Raw genomic sequence first — 16421 nt, forward strand, 5'->3', positions numbered from 1 at the left:
TCGCTCCCTACCGTGGCCCGGCCAGCGTTTGCCTCGGTCAGCGCCCTCGATGCCGCATCTAGCCGCCGGCTCAGGTCTTCCGCCTGGCTTTCGGCGTCGCAGACATCCGCATTCGGGCCGAATAGACTTCGACCATGAGCGTCGGCCAACACATCCCCTTCGGACTTCGCCCGGACGGTTCGCTCATCGACCCGTTTACGGCCGAGCGGGGTTTAACCTGCAACTGCGTGTGCCCCGGGTGCAGGCTGCCATTGATGGCAAGGCAGGGTGACATCCTGGTCCATCATTTCAGCCACGTAGGCAACAACAACTGCAGGAACGGCCAGACGGCCGCCCTTCTCCTGGCGGCAAAACAAGTTCTTCAGAGCCATCGGCGCATCGAGCTGCCGGAGCTTGTCGTGACCGCAACGGATGAGCCGCGGTTTGGCCGGCCCCGGCAGAAGACTTTCCGCCAGCGGCAGGCTCGTTGGGACTTCGAGACCGTTCAGCTGGAACGGTCCGTCGCAGGACATCGCGCTGACGCCTACGGCATTCGTGCGGACGGCTCTGCGGGCGTCGTGGAGTTCCGAATCACCGCCAAGCCAATGAGCTGAAGCGCGCCGCGTATCGCGAAGCGAACATTCCCGCGGTCGAGGTCGACCTGCGACCCCTCGTCGGCAAAGCCCTCACGCTGGAGGAGCTGGCCAAGGAGGTCTGTGACAGCCCCGCAAACCGGGAGTGGCTCCATCATCCGGAGGCAGCATCGCTCGAGCGGCAGCTCATGGCCGAACTCCACGCTTTGCGACCCTCGCCTGCACCAGCGCTGGCGCCGTTCAGGAGCGCCGGACCGCCGGTCTTCATGCGCACGGGAACCGACCTCAGTATGCTCGACGCGGAGCGCCTGACCGCCCGCAAGGAGCACGAGCGCCACCGTGCGCTGACGCCCGAGCAGAAGCTCGCCGAGCTTCAGGCCGCACTGGGCGCGTCGCCGGACGCCTGGCCCGACCTGTTCACGACGGTGAAGCCCAACTCACGGCCGACCGTCAATGCGCCAGCGCCTCTTTGGCAAGGTGCCCTCTTCCAAGAATTCGTTCTCGGTACCCTCGGGAACGCGCGGAAGCGCGATTACGGCTTCTCGGCTGCAGCGGTGAACGGCTGGACCTGGGCATTATTCGACGCCTGCCCTGGCGAGTCGATGACTGGCATCATTTCGGAAATGCTTCGCTTCCTCGGGCATCTTGTCGCTAAGGGCTACCAGCGCTTCTCGGGGGACAAGTACTTCGTCGTGCGTGATTCGCTGCCACCGCCCGGCGGCTGAACCTGTCCAGAGCCGGGCCCGCTCCCGGCCGATTCAAGGTTCCCCAAGCTCGTGCAGAAGTGCTTCAGAGAGCGCGGCCGAAGCCTGCTTTTCAGACAAGCTCTCAGTCGCGCCTGTGACCTTGAAATCCCAATCATCTGGGTACCGTAGGCCCGCTATTGCTGCAAGCCTGAGGAGGATGGCGAACTTCTGAGCGTGATTGAGGTTGACGTTTGCGAACCAGCCCTCCTGCAGTTCCACCCACGTGCCCGGCGTCGCTGCGAGTGCCGAACCCTGTGGGAAAAGAGCTTCGACGGATTTGGCGAAATAGGCTCTGCCGCCGCGCTTGAAGTAGTGACTCTTCCGCTGAAGGTAAACGCTCAAAAGTCCGGGACGATGGTCGCGCAAGCGTTCGACCAGCCAGATGTACGCGTCCTTCCCGGAGACCGACTGCTCGACGCGACCGTTGATAGTCGCTGTGGTTGGCGTTGCCCCCGCGCTCTTGTGCTTGGCCATCGGGAAACGCTCGTCAAGCACTTCCGCTGCGATAGCAGCAAATTCCTTGTTCCCCTTCGCAAGGGCGTTTGCTTTCAAGGATTCAAGCTCCTCTCGCGTCAGCGAGGGATTCCTGGCCCTTGCCTCGAATTGTGCGATGTCCATCTGAGAGGTGTTCCTATTTCACGAGGAGCCGAGGACAGACGTTGCCTGGGCGGCGGCGGACTTCGGAAGCGCCTCGACCTCTCCCTGTGCTTCCATGCGGCTAAGATTTGGCATCACCACCTGGAGACACCGCATGACGCTGGACGAATATACCGAAGCCGCGAAGAGAATTTATGCGGAGCAGCAGGACCTCGCTCAGTCGATGTCCCAACTCGCGCTCTCGGCCAGAGCGGTGCCGACCAACCCGGAATTTTTGGCTCTCATGACCAAGCAGTGGGGGCTCGTGCAGCAAGTGGCCTCGCTGAACACGCAACTGATGATGGGCATCGTGGCTCCGAACAAATAGGGGCCGGCCGGTCGCCGGCTGCGGAGATTTATGCCGCAAAGCGTGTGGAGAGGATGTGGTTCTTTGGAGTCCGACCTACATATCAGAAAAGCAGGCGAGATTGTCTTGGCACCGGATGTTGTGTAAGTAGCTCTGACGCCCAGCATGCAGAGGTCGGTGCTCGTGCCCATATAGGCGGGCGGTCTCATGCCTCCAACGCACCCGTGTGGCCAGGTCCAACTTCGCCGACGGTAGAGCCCCCGCACCCAACGACACGGAAAGTGTGGGCACTGCAGGAAGTTCATGGTTCCGCGCTTGGTAACCTTCACGGACAAGCCGGAGCCTACAAGGCTGCTACCGGAGGTATTCGAAGGCGCCTTGGGCAGTACTAGTTTCCCGTGAGCCGCGCGTCTAAGAATCCAAGCACGTCTCGGGTCGCCGCTTCTTTCTGTGCTGTGTTTGTCCAGAAAGATGCTCCCTTCTTCACGCAGCCCTTCCTCATCTCGCCAAGTAGTTCCTCGTAATTCGCTTCGGAAAAGTACTTTCCACCCAGTGCGTACCGACCGTCCGGCTCCACTACAACAGCACAATCCATGTAGTTCTCAACCGTGCTGGCTCGAAAGAGGCGCGTGTTGGCTGGGTCGCCGTCGAAGCCGTGACTGGCTCCGGCATACACCTTGACCTCAATCTTCCCTCCAGCATTCGCATAGTCCTTGGCAAGTTCTTCGCACGGCTTCACGCCGGTGTAATCGTCCCTTTCCCCCAGCGCCATGAAGACCACGCTTGCTGGCTTGGGCTCTCGCGGTCGGGCACTGCAGCTCGGATAGAAAGGAATGGCGACGGCGAACCGGTCGCTCTGCTCTGGCAGGTATGTTCGGTCAGCCGCGTAGAGCGCAACGAGCCCACCGCGAGAGAATCCCATGACGGCTATGCGCGCTGGCAGGTGCGATTGTTCGACCAGAAAACGGCGCGCTGCGAAGGCATCACGCGTTTGCTGCAGTGTCGTCAGCTGACTTTGATTTTCTCCAGTGTTGGAGATTCCCCGCGGCCCAAACGTGTCGATGGCAAGGACGGTGTAGCCGCGCTCACTCAGAGCACGCCCGTAGTGGCCTTCTCGGTGGTCTGTCCAGCCGGAGGAGCCATGTACCAGAACCACGGCCCCCTTTGGAGCGCCGGTGGCTTTGTAGAGCACTCCTTGCAGCTTGCGTGGGGCCCCGGATGCCTCGGTAACCTCAAACGAAACGGTCTCCCCTCCTCGTGGCTGTGCTACCGCGAGATGAAGGGCATTGAAAGCAAGGATTGATGCGGCGAGAAGTCGCCAGCTTCTCCACGCTACAGAATGAAGAACGTGCATCGCCGCTCCTTTGACCGCGCTCTGACGCGCCAGGCGGCATGATGGCCGTTTCGGTGACCTCTGTCTAGCTAGAAGGGCAGGATGTGGGCATGCATCGAGGGGTCGGTGGCTCGGCCTTCGCCCGTCGACTGGCGGATAGCGTTGCGCGTGCGTGGTCAGCGACAGCTTCGCTTGTGGCCATCCAGTCTGGCGCTCGAGTTCGCTCAGTTCGACGTCCTCCGGGTTGCGGTCAGCCCTGAATCCCTCTCGCAACACGGCTGGCCACCCCAGCGTCTTGGCGAGAGCCTCGACGGACTCCAGCCCTGCTTTCAAGCGCGGCGCCACGTCCGCTTCGATTTCATGGCCAACCTGCTCGGTCCAGGGTGTCGCGGGCCCTTTGCCCACAACGAGGTTTGCGAGGCACTCCACGGTGATGGCATGGACGTAGCCGCTTGGAAACTCGAGCTCGAGGTGCATGTCGTCGAGCGCACCCCACACGCGGTTTCGCCATTCGAGCCACTTTCTTCGGAGAATGAGTTTGTCGATGTGGGTCTGGAGGTCTGGCGCAGGTTCGTCGTTGCCCCACTTCCAGGGAATGAGGTCGACGTTGCGACCAAGGCGGCGCGACTCCTGCCTGATTGCATCCATGACGCGCACGAGTTCGGCCGAGTACGCGTTGTCATCAAAGGTGAGTTTCAGCGGTCCTTTGCCATGGAACGCAGGATTCAGCTGTGAGCGGAACGATTCGGGTATCGCCCAGGTCGTGTGCCCGAGGCTCACCTCCAGCCTTATGGCGTCCTCGATGCGAGCGCAGCCTGGGTCCCCGCAGGTGTCGCAGGTGAAGAGGTAGACGTCCGCCCAGCCCCCGGCCCTTGCCGCAGGAAGGAGCACGAAGTCAAAGGCGTAGCGCTCGTCCGCGTCGAGCACAAGCCCATCGACCAACGGCACGACCTTCAGGCGAACCCGCCCCTCCTCTCCTTCCAGGAAGTAGTTTTCGAACGTCAAGGCTTGTGGCATGCGAACTCCCTCTAAAAACCGGCGTGGGCAGTGGGATGCATTGTTCACCAACAGCTCCATGGCCTGGCGCTGGCGGGGCCGGAGCACGCCAGGCAGAAGCCTCGGTGGCCATTGCTGCTTCGTGCGCATCGCGTCTCATGCGTCTCACCGCTTAAGCGGAATGAGACGCTCTCGAAAGCGCGCCTCCTGCCCCCCTTGGCCTCCACAGGCATGTTTGCCGTGGGGACGCGACATACCAGCGGATTGTGACGCTGCGCGTTTTCCCGCTTGAGGTCTGGCTCCCTTCCGTGGCCCGGGCCCCGTTTGCCTCGGTCAGCGCCTTCAGGTTTGGACCATGAGCGTCGGCCCCGACGGTTCGCTCATCGACCCGTTTACGTTTACGGCCGAGCGGGGCACTATTCGGCCCGAATGCGGATGCATGTATTGCGTTGCAGTGGCCCGGCTAGTCGCGCATCAGCGCGACCGGGCCCGTGAACTTATGAAGGAGCGTGCCGTCGTGGTGCCACAGGTGGAAGATGGTCGGCTCGGTGCGGCGGATTTGCTTGCCCGCCATCTCCGTGTAGCCGTCCTTGCCCAGGAATCGACACAGGTCGCCGACATTGTTGGTCTGCAGGACCTTGCGAGGCTCGGCAGGTGGCTTCGTGCCTTCGGGCTGCGGCTTGACCAGTTCGATATCCCACTTGTTCAAGGCCCAAGCCTTGGGGAATTCGAGAACCAGGCCTCGCTTTTGGGCGAGCGCCTCCACTTCTTGTTGGGTGATGAGCACAGTGCTTCCTTGATGAGAGTTGACCCTTTGCCGTATAGCGAAGGTCAGCACGCCCGCGGAATCGCCGGCGCGGATGAATACGAGGGTCGCCCCCCCTTCGTTGGGGGGTTTGGAAGGGGTTATCGGCAGAATGAGGGAAAAGTTGAGGGTCGCCGCCACAGCCCCGCGCCCCTATCATCCAAGCTACGCCGAACGACTAACCCTCGATGCCTCTGCGCGCTACCACCGGTACGACAAACCTGCACGCCTTCGAATTTGAGGAAGGCCAGTGGGAGGAGCTCAAGGCTACCTACAAGCGGCTCGGCTTGACCATGCCCTGTTGCCAGCGTGCAGCGGTACCCAAGACGAGCCCGCTCGGGAACTATTTCTTTGCGCACGCCCGTAAGGGACCTTGTGCCACCGCCCCTGAAAGCGCCCAGCACCTCTACTGCAAACAGCTCATCGCGCAGGCGGCGCACGCGGCCGGCTGGACGGTGACCACTGAGCGGCCGGGGGCCTGCCCCACCGGCGAGGCGTGGATTGCCGACGTCTTCTGCGAGCGCGGCCGTGCCCAGGTCGCGTTCGAAGTGCAGATGTCCCCGCAGCCGCACGCCGAGACGCTTCGGCGGCAACGCCGCTACAGGGATTCCGGGGTACGCGGCGCCTGGTTCCACGCGCCGATGAAGAGCGGCATTGCGCCGTTGACGGACAAGGAAACCCCGGTCTTCTCCCTCGAGGACTTCGAGGTCGGCGTGCCGCCCCGGGTCAAAGGATTCCCTCTGGCGCTGCCCGAGTTCGTTGAGGCGCTGCTGGGCAAGCGGCTGACCTACGAGGTGCCTGAATACACCCGAACGCTCCACGTCGGATACCTGTTGGGCGAGTGCTGGACATGCAAACGGCAGCTGAAGCACGTCTGCGGGATGCTCGACAGCGCGGAACAACCCTGGTGGTATCACCCGCTCACCGCTGCTTCTCTTTCCCAGACCCTCGCCGGCGTGCAGGCCGCGCTAAGCTCGAGCGAGCTTGCCGGCCTCGGTCTAAACCGTATCGAGCAGTATGAAATCAACCTCGGCAGGAGGTCCAAGGCGCCGACAAGCAACATCTGCCTGCACTGCAATGCGCCGCAGCCCAACGAGTACGTCACGGAAAAGCTGCGCGCCGCGCTCGGCGCTCCTGGCGAATTGAAGAACCCGCCCGCACGGGTGTCCTCCCTCCTCGGCGCCGCCGTGCTTACCCGCACCGAGCGCGGGGCAGGCCGCTGGAAGCTGCACGATGCAGCAGCAGTTCCCAGCGGGCACCTCGCTGCCTGAATGGGCAGGAAAAAGCCCAGGCGCGAGGCCCGGGCTGCTTGGAATCAAGCTTGCGCGGCATCCATGTGCTTGGCGTACGCCCACGAGACTTGTTGGTTGTATGCAGCAAAGGGGGACGTGTCCGGGCGCAGCAGCAGCGCGATGGGCTGCAACGCGACCGCCAGGCCCTCTTCTGCTTGCAAGGCGGAGAGTTCGGGCGCCGGCGCGTTGAGGAGGTACGTTGTCACCAGGAAGCGCCTGGTACCGTTCTCGCCGCCGCAGGGACCGACGAACAGCGGCACGACGTCGGATGTCCTGACGTCAAGGCCAATCTCTTCCTTCGTTTCTCGCAAGAGCGCTTGCAGTTCGGTCTCGCCGGGGTCGACCTTGCCGCCAGGCAGGCCCCACTGCGTGGGGTCGTCGCGTCGCGAAACGGCTACGACGTGATTGCCGACAACCGCCATGAGACAGACGGCGAGGGGGAGCGACTGGTTGTTCATACTGGTTGCTTTAAGGGAGACTGCCTTAAGCGTGTAGCAAAGGGCATCGCCGCGAGGTACCGTCGTAGGCGATGGTTAGGGGAGGCACCTGCCGGGGCGACCTTCAGACATAGGCTGGGCGGCACAGCTTCATGCGCAGTGGCACTTCGGGAGTCGGGCCAAGGAAGGCGTTTCCTGACGCCTGACGCTGCGCAGCCTGAACGTCCCGCTCAGTCTTGGAGAGCGCCATCGCCTTCACCTTGGCAGCAGACACCGGCCCCGCGACCCCTTCACGTTGCTTCCAACGTGTCCGCCGGACGATGGAATCCAGCATGCCGGTGTGGCGCGCGGACGTGGCCAGGACGCCGAGCTGCGCGTAATAGAAGAACGAGATGGCGCCCGACGAAGCGCCGCTGGCGGTGTCGGCAACCTTGCCCTCCGCCTCCCAGGCCAGGAACGTGTCCGCGCCCTCCACGTCGACCTCGAACAGCTCGGACTCCCACAACTGCAGGACTTCTCGGCCGTTACCCAGCCTGCGGTTGGGCGTGCCCTCGCGTGCCGCGAGCTCGGCGTGCAGGTCGCGAAGGCCTGAATAGTCCCCCGCGTACCCCTGGTCCCATTCCTCCCCCACAGCGATGAAGCGCGGCGCCGGAAAGCTCTGGACCGGATACGCAATCACGTCCTTCGGCGGATAGTAGCGCGCGCCGTTCACGTGCACGTCCAGCCACACCTCCACCGCGGCGAAAGGGCGCTCGGCGTTGCCGTGAAGCCCCCACAGTGCATCGATGGCAACAAGAGCCTGCGGCGAGACCAGCTCGAAGCGTGGCGCGGCCAGGCCGTCTCTGCGGCAGGCGCGCGCTTCGTCGGCATCGGCGGTCAGGCAGTAGCGAAGGAGTTCTTTGAGCATCGCCGGCGAATACGTGTCCGGCGCCACCGGCAGGAACCCGTCCTTGTCCAAGGTGCGCCCAAGCCACGTCCTGCGGTCAAAATCGTACTGCGTGTCCACTAGGAAGCGCTGGATGTTGTTGAGCCCGCGGAGCCAGGCGTAGCCGGGGCCCGACTCGAGCATGTTCTCAAGCGACTTGTCCCGGCCGACGGCCGCGCAAAGCGAACACCCGAAGCGTGCACCGCAGGCCCGCGACTTCTTGGCGCCCTCACTCGCCATGTCGGCGACTACTGCGCAGGAGGAACCGCCACCCGCGGCGTAGAGGTCGAACACGTCGGCCGCGTCGGTGAAGGCCTCCATGTCGCCAGCACGCATTCTTCCGAGGCTCTCCCAGACATCGTCCGACGTCCATAGCGCGATGGGGCTTAGGTAGAGCGCGCCATCCTTCTCCCAGGGCACGAAGGCGGACTCCTTGCGCTCGTCCATGCGTTCCGCGCGACCAGTAGATTCCTCGAATCGGGTGCCAATGACGGTGACTGGGCGGCCGGCGTGCTTGCCGAACGCGGCCAGGAGGCGCTTTCGCAGCTTAACCATTGGCAAAATCTTGTAGCCGATGGTGCAGTCGCGAGACGACGAGTTTGCGAAGGTCGGGAGCTTGCGCCCCGAGAGAACCGAGACCGCCCAGGTGTCGTTGAGCGCCGGGCGGGCGACGTCGGCCCGTACGACCAGGCCATGGCGGACGGCGAATCGACGCACCTTCTCCAACTCCTGCATCGCCAGCGCCGAGACGGTTGGGTTCTCGATGCCGGTGTCTCCGTGGGTGACCAGGATGGGTGGCACGATGCCGCCGGCGCGTTTTAGGCTGAGGGCAGCGTTGAGCGTCAGGGCCAGGACGATGGAGGAGTCCTTGCCTCCGCTATAGGCCACCAGCAGCGGCGAGCCAGCCTCCAACAGGCCGCGCAGGACCGCCATGGCCTCGTGTTCACGCAGGTGGGCCTCTGAGAGTTCAGTTGCAAGCATTGTCGACCGATTGAGCTCGGCTAGAAGAGTTCGAAGAAGCCCCAGTCTGAACGAGGAGAACTATGCTAGGTCGCCTATAAGCCTTGGGCTAAGAGTTGCTAAACAGTTTAGCATCTCGCACGCGTTTTAGCCAAGCAAAATGAGATGCTAGGAGGCGTCGTCACTAGACAAGGCAGTCACCTTCTAAACCGCTGCCCGCCTTGCCGCTCTTTGCGCTGCAGCAGCATTCCAGGACACCCCATGGCCAACCCAAAGTACACCGGCAGCCTCTACCAGCTGTCCTCGCGTTTCCAGCTTCACGTCGGAGCGTACGTTGCCGTAAACGGCCCTTACGACACCTATGGCGTCGTGCAGAAGTCGGAGAAGCAGCCGGACGACAAGTTCCTGAACCTGATTCGGGGCGTTCCGGCCAGGCTCGGCGTCAAGCCAGTCGCCCAATTCTGACCATTCCCGCCCTGCAGCCTTCTGGTTGCAGGGCGTTTTTCAGGCCCGGCGCGGGGAGGTTCGGAAACGCGACAAAGGTCGCGCCAGCTCAGCGCTGAGAGCAAAAAAATACCGCCAGATGGCGGTATTTGTTCAATCAGCGTCCCGCCAGTAGGCGTCGCTCAAAAGGCGATATACTAGGCGGTTGTATTGGCTGTAGCGGATGTCGACCGGAACGCCCCGACGGTAGGTAAGGACGTCGAAGGTGTCCCGGATGAAAAGCGCGACGGCCGCGCTTCGGCTGATGCCAAGGTCGCAATGCACCAGCACTTCGTCGAGCTGCTCGTTCGCGCGCAGAAAGGCCACGATTTCGCGGGCCATCTCCTTGCTGAACACGATGCGCTCCGGCTCAGGCTTGTCGGCATCGTGGAATGCGAGGCGCAGAACTGCTGCCCATCCCGAATGGAGCACAGCGTCCGGGTCGCCAGGTGTCGTCAGCGAGATGACGCCGCAGTTCGGCAAGGGGTGGATTTTCTCCGCCATGTGCCGCGGCAGGAAGTGAACACGTTTCATAAGAATCTCCGTTGGGGCCTGCTGCGTATAGGGCCGCCCCTGCACCTCGCGCGCTTCTCGCCGTCTCCGGCAAGGTTGCCGTCTCGAACTACTTTTCCAGTGCCTCCTCGGCCTGCGTTATCCGCAAGGCGCGCGACAGCAGGTCCAGACATTCCTGGGTACTGTGCACCTGGGCACAACTGCTGTCGAACCTCGCGCGATAGTCCAGGGCGAGGGCTGCCATCGCCTTGGCGGCGCGGTCTTGAGGGAAAGGCCCGTTGTGCGTCGCACAAAGGTGCAAGTCACTGACGCCGACGATACGGCACTTCTGGTAGGCCCCAAGAAGGATTGCTGCACTGTTGCTCGCATCCCTGCCCACAGCCTGCTCCGCTTCCTCCCGCTCCTTGATAGCAGTCTTTCCGGCGTGGCGCGTCGACCAAGCCTGGAAGGTGATGCCGAGTACCAGGGCGGTGCAGAGGATTAGCGTTACCCGCGGCAGGTGCTCGACCAGATAGCGCTCCAAGCGTCGCATTGCGACGCCGGCCTTGCCAAAGCGGGTGCCTGCCGGTTCGGCGGAAGGGTCGGCCTGCCCTGGCGGGGAAGTTCGGCGCCCTGATTGAAAGGCACCGACGAGGCCTGCGGCGGGGGTGGTCGTCTCCCATGCAAGGCCGTCGGCGCGCCCAGCAGCCATCCCAGCCAGGAAGGCTCGGCGGCCGTCCTCGATTAACCCGACGAGCTCGCCCACGGTCGGCTTGTCGTTCGCGAACGCACCGGCCATATCCATCACCGCCGATAGCGCAGCTTCTGCCGAGAGACGCCCGATGTTCAGCGCCCGGCAGATGCCCAGCGCGACACCGCCGATGTAGCCGAGGATGAACTCCCGGCGTCCGCCCCATTCGGTCGTAGGTGTCAAGCCAAGTGCCTGCAGCTGCGGCGGTACGATGGCTCGCACGCCATTGGCCACCCGCCTTAGCTTCGCTGACTCCGAAGCGTTGGCCGGCAAGGCCGGGCTGCGCAGATTGCGTGCAAACTGCAGTGGGTCCATTTGAGGTCACTCACGGGTCCGGCGCGGCGGAAGCAGTAGCGCGCCGGGCCGACGCCTTGGCACCCACTCTTCGTGCACCGCCGAAAAGACATTTTTCAATTCGTCGGCAAAGGCCAGGAAGAGATAGCGCGTTGCAAGGAGGTCAGTGTCGGTCATGCCGTCTAGGCCGCCCTGCTTCAGATGCTGCTGGAAAAAGACGAATACGGCCTGGTCGGGCGTGTCCGACGTCGAATCCGCAAGAAGGCAGGAATGCTCCAGCTTGAACTCCATGACGGACGGCGTCGCGGTGCTGAGGAGAACGTGCACCGCGGCGAGATGTGGCCGGGGGTGGTGCCCGTCCTTGGCAGGCGCGAGCTTTGCCAACAGGGCGCCACGCAGCGGTTGCGCCTCGAGGAAGGCCTTCAGCGAATCTGGGGTGTGCATCCGGCGCATTATTCACCCTGGCCGGCGGCCGGACCTGGCCACCCTAAGTACGGCGGCCCCTCCCACGGCGAAAGCATGAAAAAAAGCCCAGCTGGGAGGGCTGGGGCTGCTGCAGGATTGCTAGGCCCTGTCTTGACCGGGCTCGCGGGCCCCCGTCCTCAGAGGGGAACCTTGCAGTCCATGGCGCCGAAGGTACTCCCCCGCTCGGTCCGCGACTTCCATGGCGAAAGGCACGGTACCGGCATGCTTGCGCAGCGCATAGCGCAATCTGCCGAGCAATGCCGCCATTTCCTCAATGCTCGGCACCGGCGCCGAGGGCACCGTCTGCTCCTCGGCCGCAAGTAGCAGGTCAACCTCGGACGCGAGCCGGTATCGGCAACTCTCGCTGTGATACGCCAGCACCGGCGTCTTCGTCATGCAGGTGCAGCCTCCGGTCTGCAGCCGCGTCAAGCGCTTATGAATCTCGGTGCGGTCGGCGCGCTGCATTGCAGCCGGCTGGGGCGTGTCTCGCAGCGCGACAAGTTCTGCTTCCAGGCAGCGGCACAGCGCAAGGGCATCGCCGTATGCGGGTGTGCGCTGCTGGCCGAGCTCGACGCGCGTGCGCTCCAACGCGTCGGACAGAGGCGTTCCCGCGGGTGCCACGTGGCGCTGCGCAGCGGCTGGACCGTCTGTGGCTTGCGAGGGACAGGTTGGCGTCATAGAAGTCGGGCTGAGTGTCAGCTTGCACTGCTCGCGTCCACGGTGTCTTCCCACTCGGGCAGCACGCAAGACGAAAAGATGTTTTCCATTTGGTCGACCTGCCCGGCCAAAAGCAGCAGGAGCGCACGCGCCTCGGGCTCGACCAGGCCCAGGGCTTTCTTTTCGCTCAGCACCAGGGCGATGAAATGAACATGCGCGGTGGTGCGCAAAGGCTCCTTGTCCCTGGCCGCACCTTCACATGCTCTCACGAGAAGCGCTTCGAGAGAGGGAGGCGTAATCCTGCTGAGGAATAGATGCGCGGCGGCCATCCAGCCAGCTTCGGAGGGGGAACTCGCGCCGACGGGGTCCAGTGCCTCGAGGAGGCAGTCGCACAGAGGTGTTTGGGGTGACGTTATCGCGTTCATGCGCCAGCCTGGTCTTCGCGAGCCAGCTGCCGAAGGGTGGTGAGCACCGCAGTCTCTGCATCGGAGAATGCCGCGTTCTTCGCTTCCAGCGCTTGCTGCTGCTTGCTCAGCCGGGCTAGCGCCTCTGTACGCAAGGTAGCTTCACCCCCGTCGCTCAGATACCTCAGCGGAAAACGCAGCATGTGGGAATACCTCAGGCCAACGCCCTCGCGGTGGCGCGCGACCTCGAAGAAGATAACGTCGTCGCGAACGCCGGCGTTCATCAGCTGGTCGGCCCCGGGGTCCAGCGACGGAAACTCGTCAAGGAAGCTCTCGAATACGCCGTCACCTTTCACCCACGTGGGCTCGAACAGCGAACGGTGCACGGCCATGCGCTGCTCGAGCACAGGGCGCAGCGCTCGCAGCGCGTCAGCGTTCAACATCTGGTCGCGCGGCTCGGCACGCCCGGTCCCCTGCCGCAGTGCCGCGAGCGCCGAGGACACGGTGAGGCTGCGGACTTCAGAGGAGCTCAAGCTTGTGGCGGCAGTTGTGGTCATGACCTATCAATCTCTGGAATGCGAACCCGCTAAAGAGGCCGCGAAATCGCATTATAGCAGTCACTTGTATTTTAGAACCCTATTTCGGCCGAGACACATTTTAGTCAACTCGGAGGGCGTCCCGCCTCTTCGCGGGCGGGGCGCAATAGGCTCGCCCGCCAAAGGCTAAGCGGGAAGGCTAGACGCTGTATCCGGACAGTTACGTCCCCTGTGCTCTGTCTCGCCCTGAACTTGATACGCCCTCCTCGCCGAGGCTGCCCATGTCTTCATTTCATATCCAACGTCCGCCCCGAGGCTTCCTTCGCAACGCCACCCTCTATTTGCTCGCAGACATCACTCGCAGGGTTGTCTTTTCGCTGGTCGCCGTGTTGATGCTCGCATCAAGCGTTGCATTCACGCAGGCAGAAGGCGGCGGCGTCTGCCGCACGTGCCCTCAGGCGCGTCAGCCATCCTTGTCGTCGGAAGCTGATGCAGGGTCGTGCAAAGGAAAGGCCAGGCATGAAGAATCCACTCGGTAGGGAGCGGAGGGACGCTCCTATAAGACGCCCACGGCTCGCTAAAGCTTAAAGGACTTGCAGGGAGGGAGCCTCCGCGGGGGCCACGGTTGCAAAAGCATCGATATTCGGCGCTGTTCGCGAACTTTTCTGCAGACACCGGCGCGCCCTGGCACCTGACAGCAGTACATTTCGGTTACATTGCGTAGCCTAAATTAACAACAAAGGGCTACAGTGACGCTGGGGACCACAACGCCATTCCAATGGCTCAACTACAAACGCGCCTGGCTTGCAGCCGCAGCAGCGCTTGCTCTCAGTGCCTGCGGCGGCGGCGGTGGAGGCGGAGGCGGAGGCTTTATGTTTCCTGTAGCGGAGACGCCATCGCCTGCGGCGCCGGCAGAACCCGCTCCGACTCCTGAAAAGGAGTTCCGCGTTGGTGGAGAAGTGTCGGGCCTGAGCGGAACGCTTGTTCTGCACAACAACGGCGGCGACGCCATCAGCATCACCGCCAACGGCAGTTTCCAGTTCCCCAAGACCATCACAGCAGGCAACCCTTATGCCGTCACCGTGGCGGCGCAACCCCAGGGGCACCTGTGCTCCGTGAGCGCTGGCGAAGGCTCGGTAACCGCCGCAGTCACGGCTATCCGGGTGGTTTGCGCCGTCTCGACGTTCAACGTGGGCGGAAGCCTCAGCGGGCTGAGCGGCACCCTCGTGCTTCGCAACAACGGGGGCGACGAGCTGAACCTCAGCTCAAACGGTACCTTCCAATTTCCGACCGCCTTGGCTTACGGAAGCGCGTACGCGGTGACGGTCCGCACCCTGCCTACCGGGCAGGCCTGCACCGTCGCACTCGGCTCGGGGACGGTCCAGGGCACGGTCGGCGACGTAGCCATCAGCTGTGCGAACGTCCCGCCGCCGCCGGCGCCGAACAAGCCAGCGACCCCGACCGTCAGCTATGGCGTGAAGAGCTACATCCTTGCCTGGACGCCGGTATCTGGCGCCACGTACTACAAGCTCGGCCAGAGCACCGTCACGCCGAGCTCGCTCACGCTGATGGCGGACAACCTCCTGTCAACAACGTTCAGCCTACTCAATCTGCCCCTGCTCGAGCAGGTACCCACTGAGTTCGCGGTTCAAGCGTGCAATGCGAGTGGCTGCAGCCCCTTTTCGGACTCGGTGACGCCGGTGCCCAGCCTGGCCATCGGACACTTCAGAGCGCCGGTACCCGCGGGCAACACGAACTTCGGTCTTTCGGTTGCGGTTTCAGGTGACGGCAGCACGCTAGCGGTCGGTTCGAAGTTCTGGGTGACCAACACGGGCAAGGTCGACATCTACTCCCGCGTCGGTTCGAGCCAGTGGAAGTTCGAGGCCCGGGTGCTGGCGGACAACAATGACCCAAACGACTACTTCGGCGCGTCGGTAGCGCTCTCCGAGGATGGCTCGACGTTGGCCGTGGGCGCTGAAGCCGAGGCGAGTTCGGGAACCGGAACAGGTGCGGACCCGAACAACGACTCGCTCCCCGGCACCGGGGCTGCCTATGTCTTCAAGCGCAGTGGCGCGACCTGGTCGCAACAGGCCTATCTCAAGCGCTCGGTCGCTGGGTACTCTTCCTTCGGGAGCGCCGTTTCCTTGTCAGCTGACGGGACGCGTCTGGCGGTCGCAGCTCCGGATGAATCGCTTGGCGTGGCCACACGGGAAGGGGCGGTCTACGTATTCGAGCAATCTGCCGGCGCCTGGTCACAGCAAACGCGGCTCGTTGCGTCGCATCCCCATTTCTTCGCGCATTTCGGCCATGGTTTGGCGCTTTCGCCCGACGGGAGTACGCTGGCCATCGGTGAGTATGCGCACCCCAGCATCGCGGATGGCGACGAGACGAGCAATGCGGGCGTGATATCTGGTGCGGTTCACGTCTATGCTGCCAACGGCTCGAGCTGGACGCGTACGTCCTTCCTGAAGTCGCCCACTCCCGCCCTGCCGACGGTCTTTGGCATCACGGTTGCGCTCTCAGGTGACGGCAGTGTCCTTGCCGTCGGCGCCACGAACGAAAGTTCAGGCTGGAACAGCACGACTGGCTTTGACGGTACGGCGCCGCCAGCGCTCAATTCCGGTGCGGTCCACACCTACCGGCGCGCGCCCGGGGGCGCCTATGCACTCGAGACGACCCTCAAGCCTGCGGTCACGTACGCAAACCAGGGCATGGGGCAAAGCATCTCGCTTTCATACGATGGACTGCTCATGGCGGTGGGCATTGTCTTCGACCGCTCTACCGCAACTGGCATCAATGGCTCAGGGCCACTGGATATGGTCGGTGGCACCACGGGTGCGGTGCAAACCTTCCACCACCGAACGGGTTTATGGAAGCTCGAGGATTTCGTCAAGGCCAGGCCAACTGCCCTGAGCGGTTCGGTGAGCGGCTTCGGCTGGGCCGTTTCCCTTTCACGCGAGGGCGGAACCTTGGCTGTAGGTGCCCCCAGTGAGACGAACGTGACCTCTGGCATCAATGGCGTTCCGACCGGACCCGCGACGGCCTACTCGGGTGCGGTCTACCTGTATTGACGCCTCCCGCTTCGGCCGAAGCAAAGTGCAGAACGTCATCCTCGCCTGCTTCATTCCCTGCGCCAACGCCCGCCTCCCGGCCAAGGGCAGGTGGGTCGTGCAGAAAAGGCCTAAGGCCTGGCCCGATTCCTGGGCCGATGGCATGCGACATCGCGCTCGAGGCGAACAGCCGATTCGAGCGCTTAAGCCAGCGGGAGCGTGCCGACCGTAGAGAAACGGCGGAGTGCGTTCAAAACGACTTCCGGGTATGAGCAATAGA

17 protein-coding genes are annotated in these 16421 nt (G+C 63.4%); 6 read left to right on the forward strand and 11 right to left on the reverse strand.

Annotated elements, in window-relative coordinates; genetic code table 11:
* Nucleotides 1-134 precede the first annotated feature (134 nt).
* On the forward strand, nt 135-593 hold the full coding sequence (locus APY03_RS04760) for a competence protein CoiA family protein (protein ID WP_068674425.1): 459 nt from the start codon (nt 135-137) through the stop codon (nt 591-593).
* 269 nt (nt 594-862) lie between these two features.
* On the forward strand, nt 863-1297 hold the full coding sequence (locus APY03_RS04765; protein WP_146041337.1) for a hypothetical protein: 435 nt from the start codon (nt 863-865) through the stop codon (nt 1295-1297).
* 33 nt (nt 1298-1330) lie between these two features.
* On the opposite strand, the gene APY03_RS04770 is transcribed toward APY03_RS04765, so the two are convergent.
* Entirely contained in the window at nt 1331-1936 is a 606-nt protein-coding gene (locus tag APY03_RS04770) for a hypothetical protein (RefSeq protein WP_068674429.1), read from the reverse strand.
* A gap of 133 nt (nt 1937-2069) precedes the next feature.
* Between APY03_RS04770 and APY03_RS04775 the strand changes: the two genes are divergently transcribed.
* Nucleotides 2070-2282: a hypothetical protein gene (locus tag APY03_RS04775; protein ID WP_068674431.1), complete on the forward strand. Its 213-nt coding sequence runs from the start codon at nt 2070-2072 to the stop codon at nt 2280-2282.
* 367 nt (nt 2283-2649) lie between these two features.
* Here the strand turns inward: APY03_RS04775 and APY03_RS04780 are convergent, their stop codons facing one another.
* Complete coding sequence (locus APY03_RS04780; RefSeq protein ID WP_162487209.1) at nt 2650-4611, reverse strand: dienelactone hydrolase family protein; 1962 nt, start codon at nt 4609-4611, stop codon at nt 2650-2652.
* 442 nt (nt 4612-5053) lie between these two features.
* Nucleotides 5054-5536 (reverse strand): hypothetical protein, encoded by a 483-nt coding sequence (locus tag APY03_RS04785; protein WP_146039513.1) that lies wholly within the window; start codon nt 5534-5536, stop codon nt 5054-5056.
* Between the two features lie 47 nt (nt 5537-5583).
* On the opposite strand from APY03_RS04785, the gene APY03_RS04790 reads away from it, so the two are divergent.
* Entirely contained in the window at nt 5584-6666 is a 1083-nt protein-coding gene (locus tag APY03_RS04790; protein WP_068674437.1) for a competence protein CoiA family protein, read from the forward strand.
* Nucleotides 6667-6710: 44 nt separating this feature from the next.
* Here the strand turns inward: APY03_RS04790 and APY03_RS04795 are convergent, their stop codons facing one another.
* Both APY03_RS04795 and APY03_RS04800 read right to left on the reverse strand, forming a co-directional pair.
* Entirely contained in the window at nt 6711-7145 is a 435-nt protein-coding gene (locus tag APY03_RS04795; protein WP_068674439.1) for an NUDIX hydrolase, read from the reverse strand.
* Between the two features lie 103 nt (nt 7146-7248).
* Nucleotides 7249-9030: a phosphoadenosine phosphosulfate reductase domain-containing protein gene (locus APY03_RS04800; protein WP_083944159.1), complete on the reverse strand. Its 1782-nt coding sequence runs from the start codon at nt 9028-9030 to the stop codon at nt 7249-7251.
* Nucleotides 9031-9270: 240 nt separating this feature from the next.
* Between APY03_RS04800 and APY03_RS04805 the strand changes: the two genes are divergently transcribed.
* A complete protein-coding gene (locus APY03_RS04805; protein WP_068674443.1) occupies nt 9271-9474 on the forward strand; it encodes a hypothetical protein in 204 nt (67 codons plus the stop codon).
* A gap of 132 nt (nt 9475-9606) precedes the next feature.
* Here the strand turns inward: APY03_RS04805 and APY03_RS04810 are convergent, their stop codons facing one another.
* From APY03_RS04810 to APY03_RS04835, 6 genes are all read right to left on the reverse strand, one after another.
* The gene (locus tag APY03_RS04810; protein ID WP_068674445.1) at nt 9607-10026 is read right to left on the reverse strand and encodes a dual specificity protein phosphatase family protein; all 420 of its coding nucleotides are present in this window, start codon (nt 10024-10026) and stop codon (nt 9607-9609) included.
* Nucleotides 10027-10114: 88 nt separating this feature from the next.
* Complete coding sequence (locus tag APY03_RS04815) at nt 10115-11050, reverse strand: hypothetical protein (protein ID WP_068674447.1); 936 nt, start codon at nt 11048-11050, stop codon at nt 10115-10117.
* 6 nt (nt 11051-11056) lie between these two features.
* A complete protein-coding gene (locus APY03_RS04820; protein ID WP_068674449.1) occupies nt 11057-11473 on the reverse strand; it encodes a hypothetical protein in 417 nt (138 codons plus the stop codon).
* Nucleotides 11474-11593: 120 nt separating this feature from the next.
* Nucleotides 11594-12172 carry a hypothetical protein gene (locus tag APY03_RS04825; protein ID WP_232324154.1) on the reverse strand — a complete coding sequence of 193 codons (579 nt, stop codon included), beginning with the start codon at nt 12170-12172 and terminating at the stop codon, nt 11594-11596.
* A 17-nt stretch (nt 12173-12189) separates the two neighbouring features.
* Entirely contained in the window at nt 12190-12381 is a 192-nt protein-coding gene (locus APY03_RS04830) for a hypothetical protein (RefSeq protein WP_068674452.1), read from the reverse strand.
* A gap of 191 nt (nt 12382-12572) precedes the next feature.
* Complete coding sequence (locus APY03_RS04835) at nt 12573-13088, reverse strand: hypothetical protein (RefSeq protein ID WP_232324155.1); 516 nt, start codon at nt 13086-13088, stop codon at nt 12573-12575.
* Between the two features lie 752 nt (nt 13089-13840).
* On the opposite strand from APY03_RS04835, the gene APY03_RS04840 reads away from it, so the two are divergent.
* Entirely contained in the window at nt 13841-16162 is a 2322-nt protein-coding gene (locus tag APY03_RS04840; RefSeq protein ID WP_146039512.1) for an FG-GAP repeat protein, read from the forward strand.
* The last annotated feature ends 259 nt before the right edge of the window (nt 16163-16421 follow it).

Origin of the sequence: Variovorax sp. WDL1 (genome assembly GCF_001541225.1) — a bacterium.
In the GTDB taxonomy this organism is placed as follows: Bacteria; Pseudomonadota; Gammaproteobacteria; order Burkholderiales; family Burkholderiaceae_C; genus Variovorax.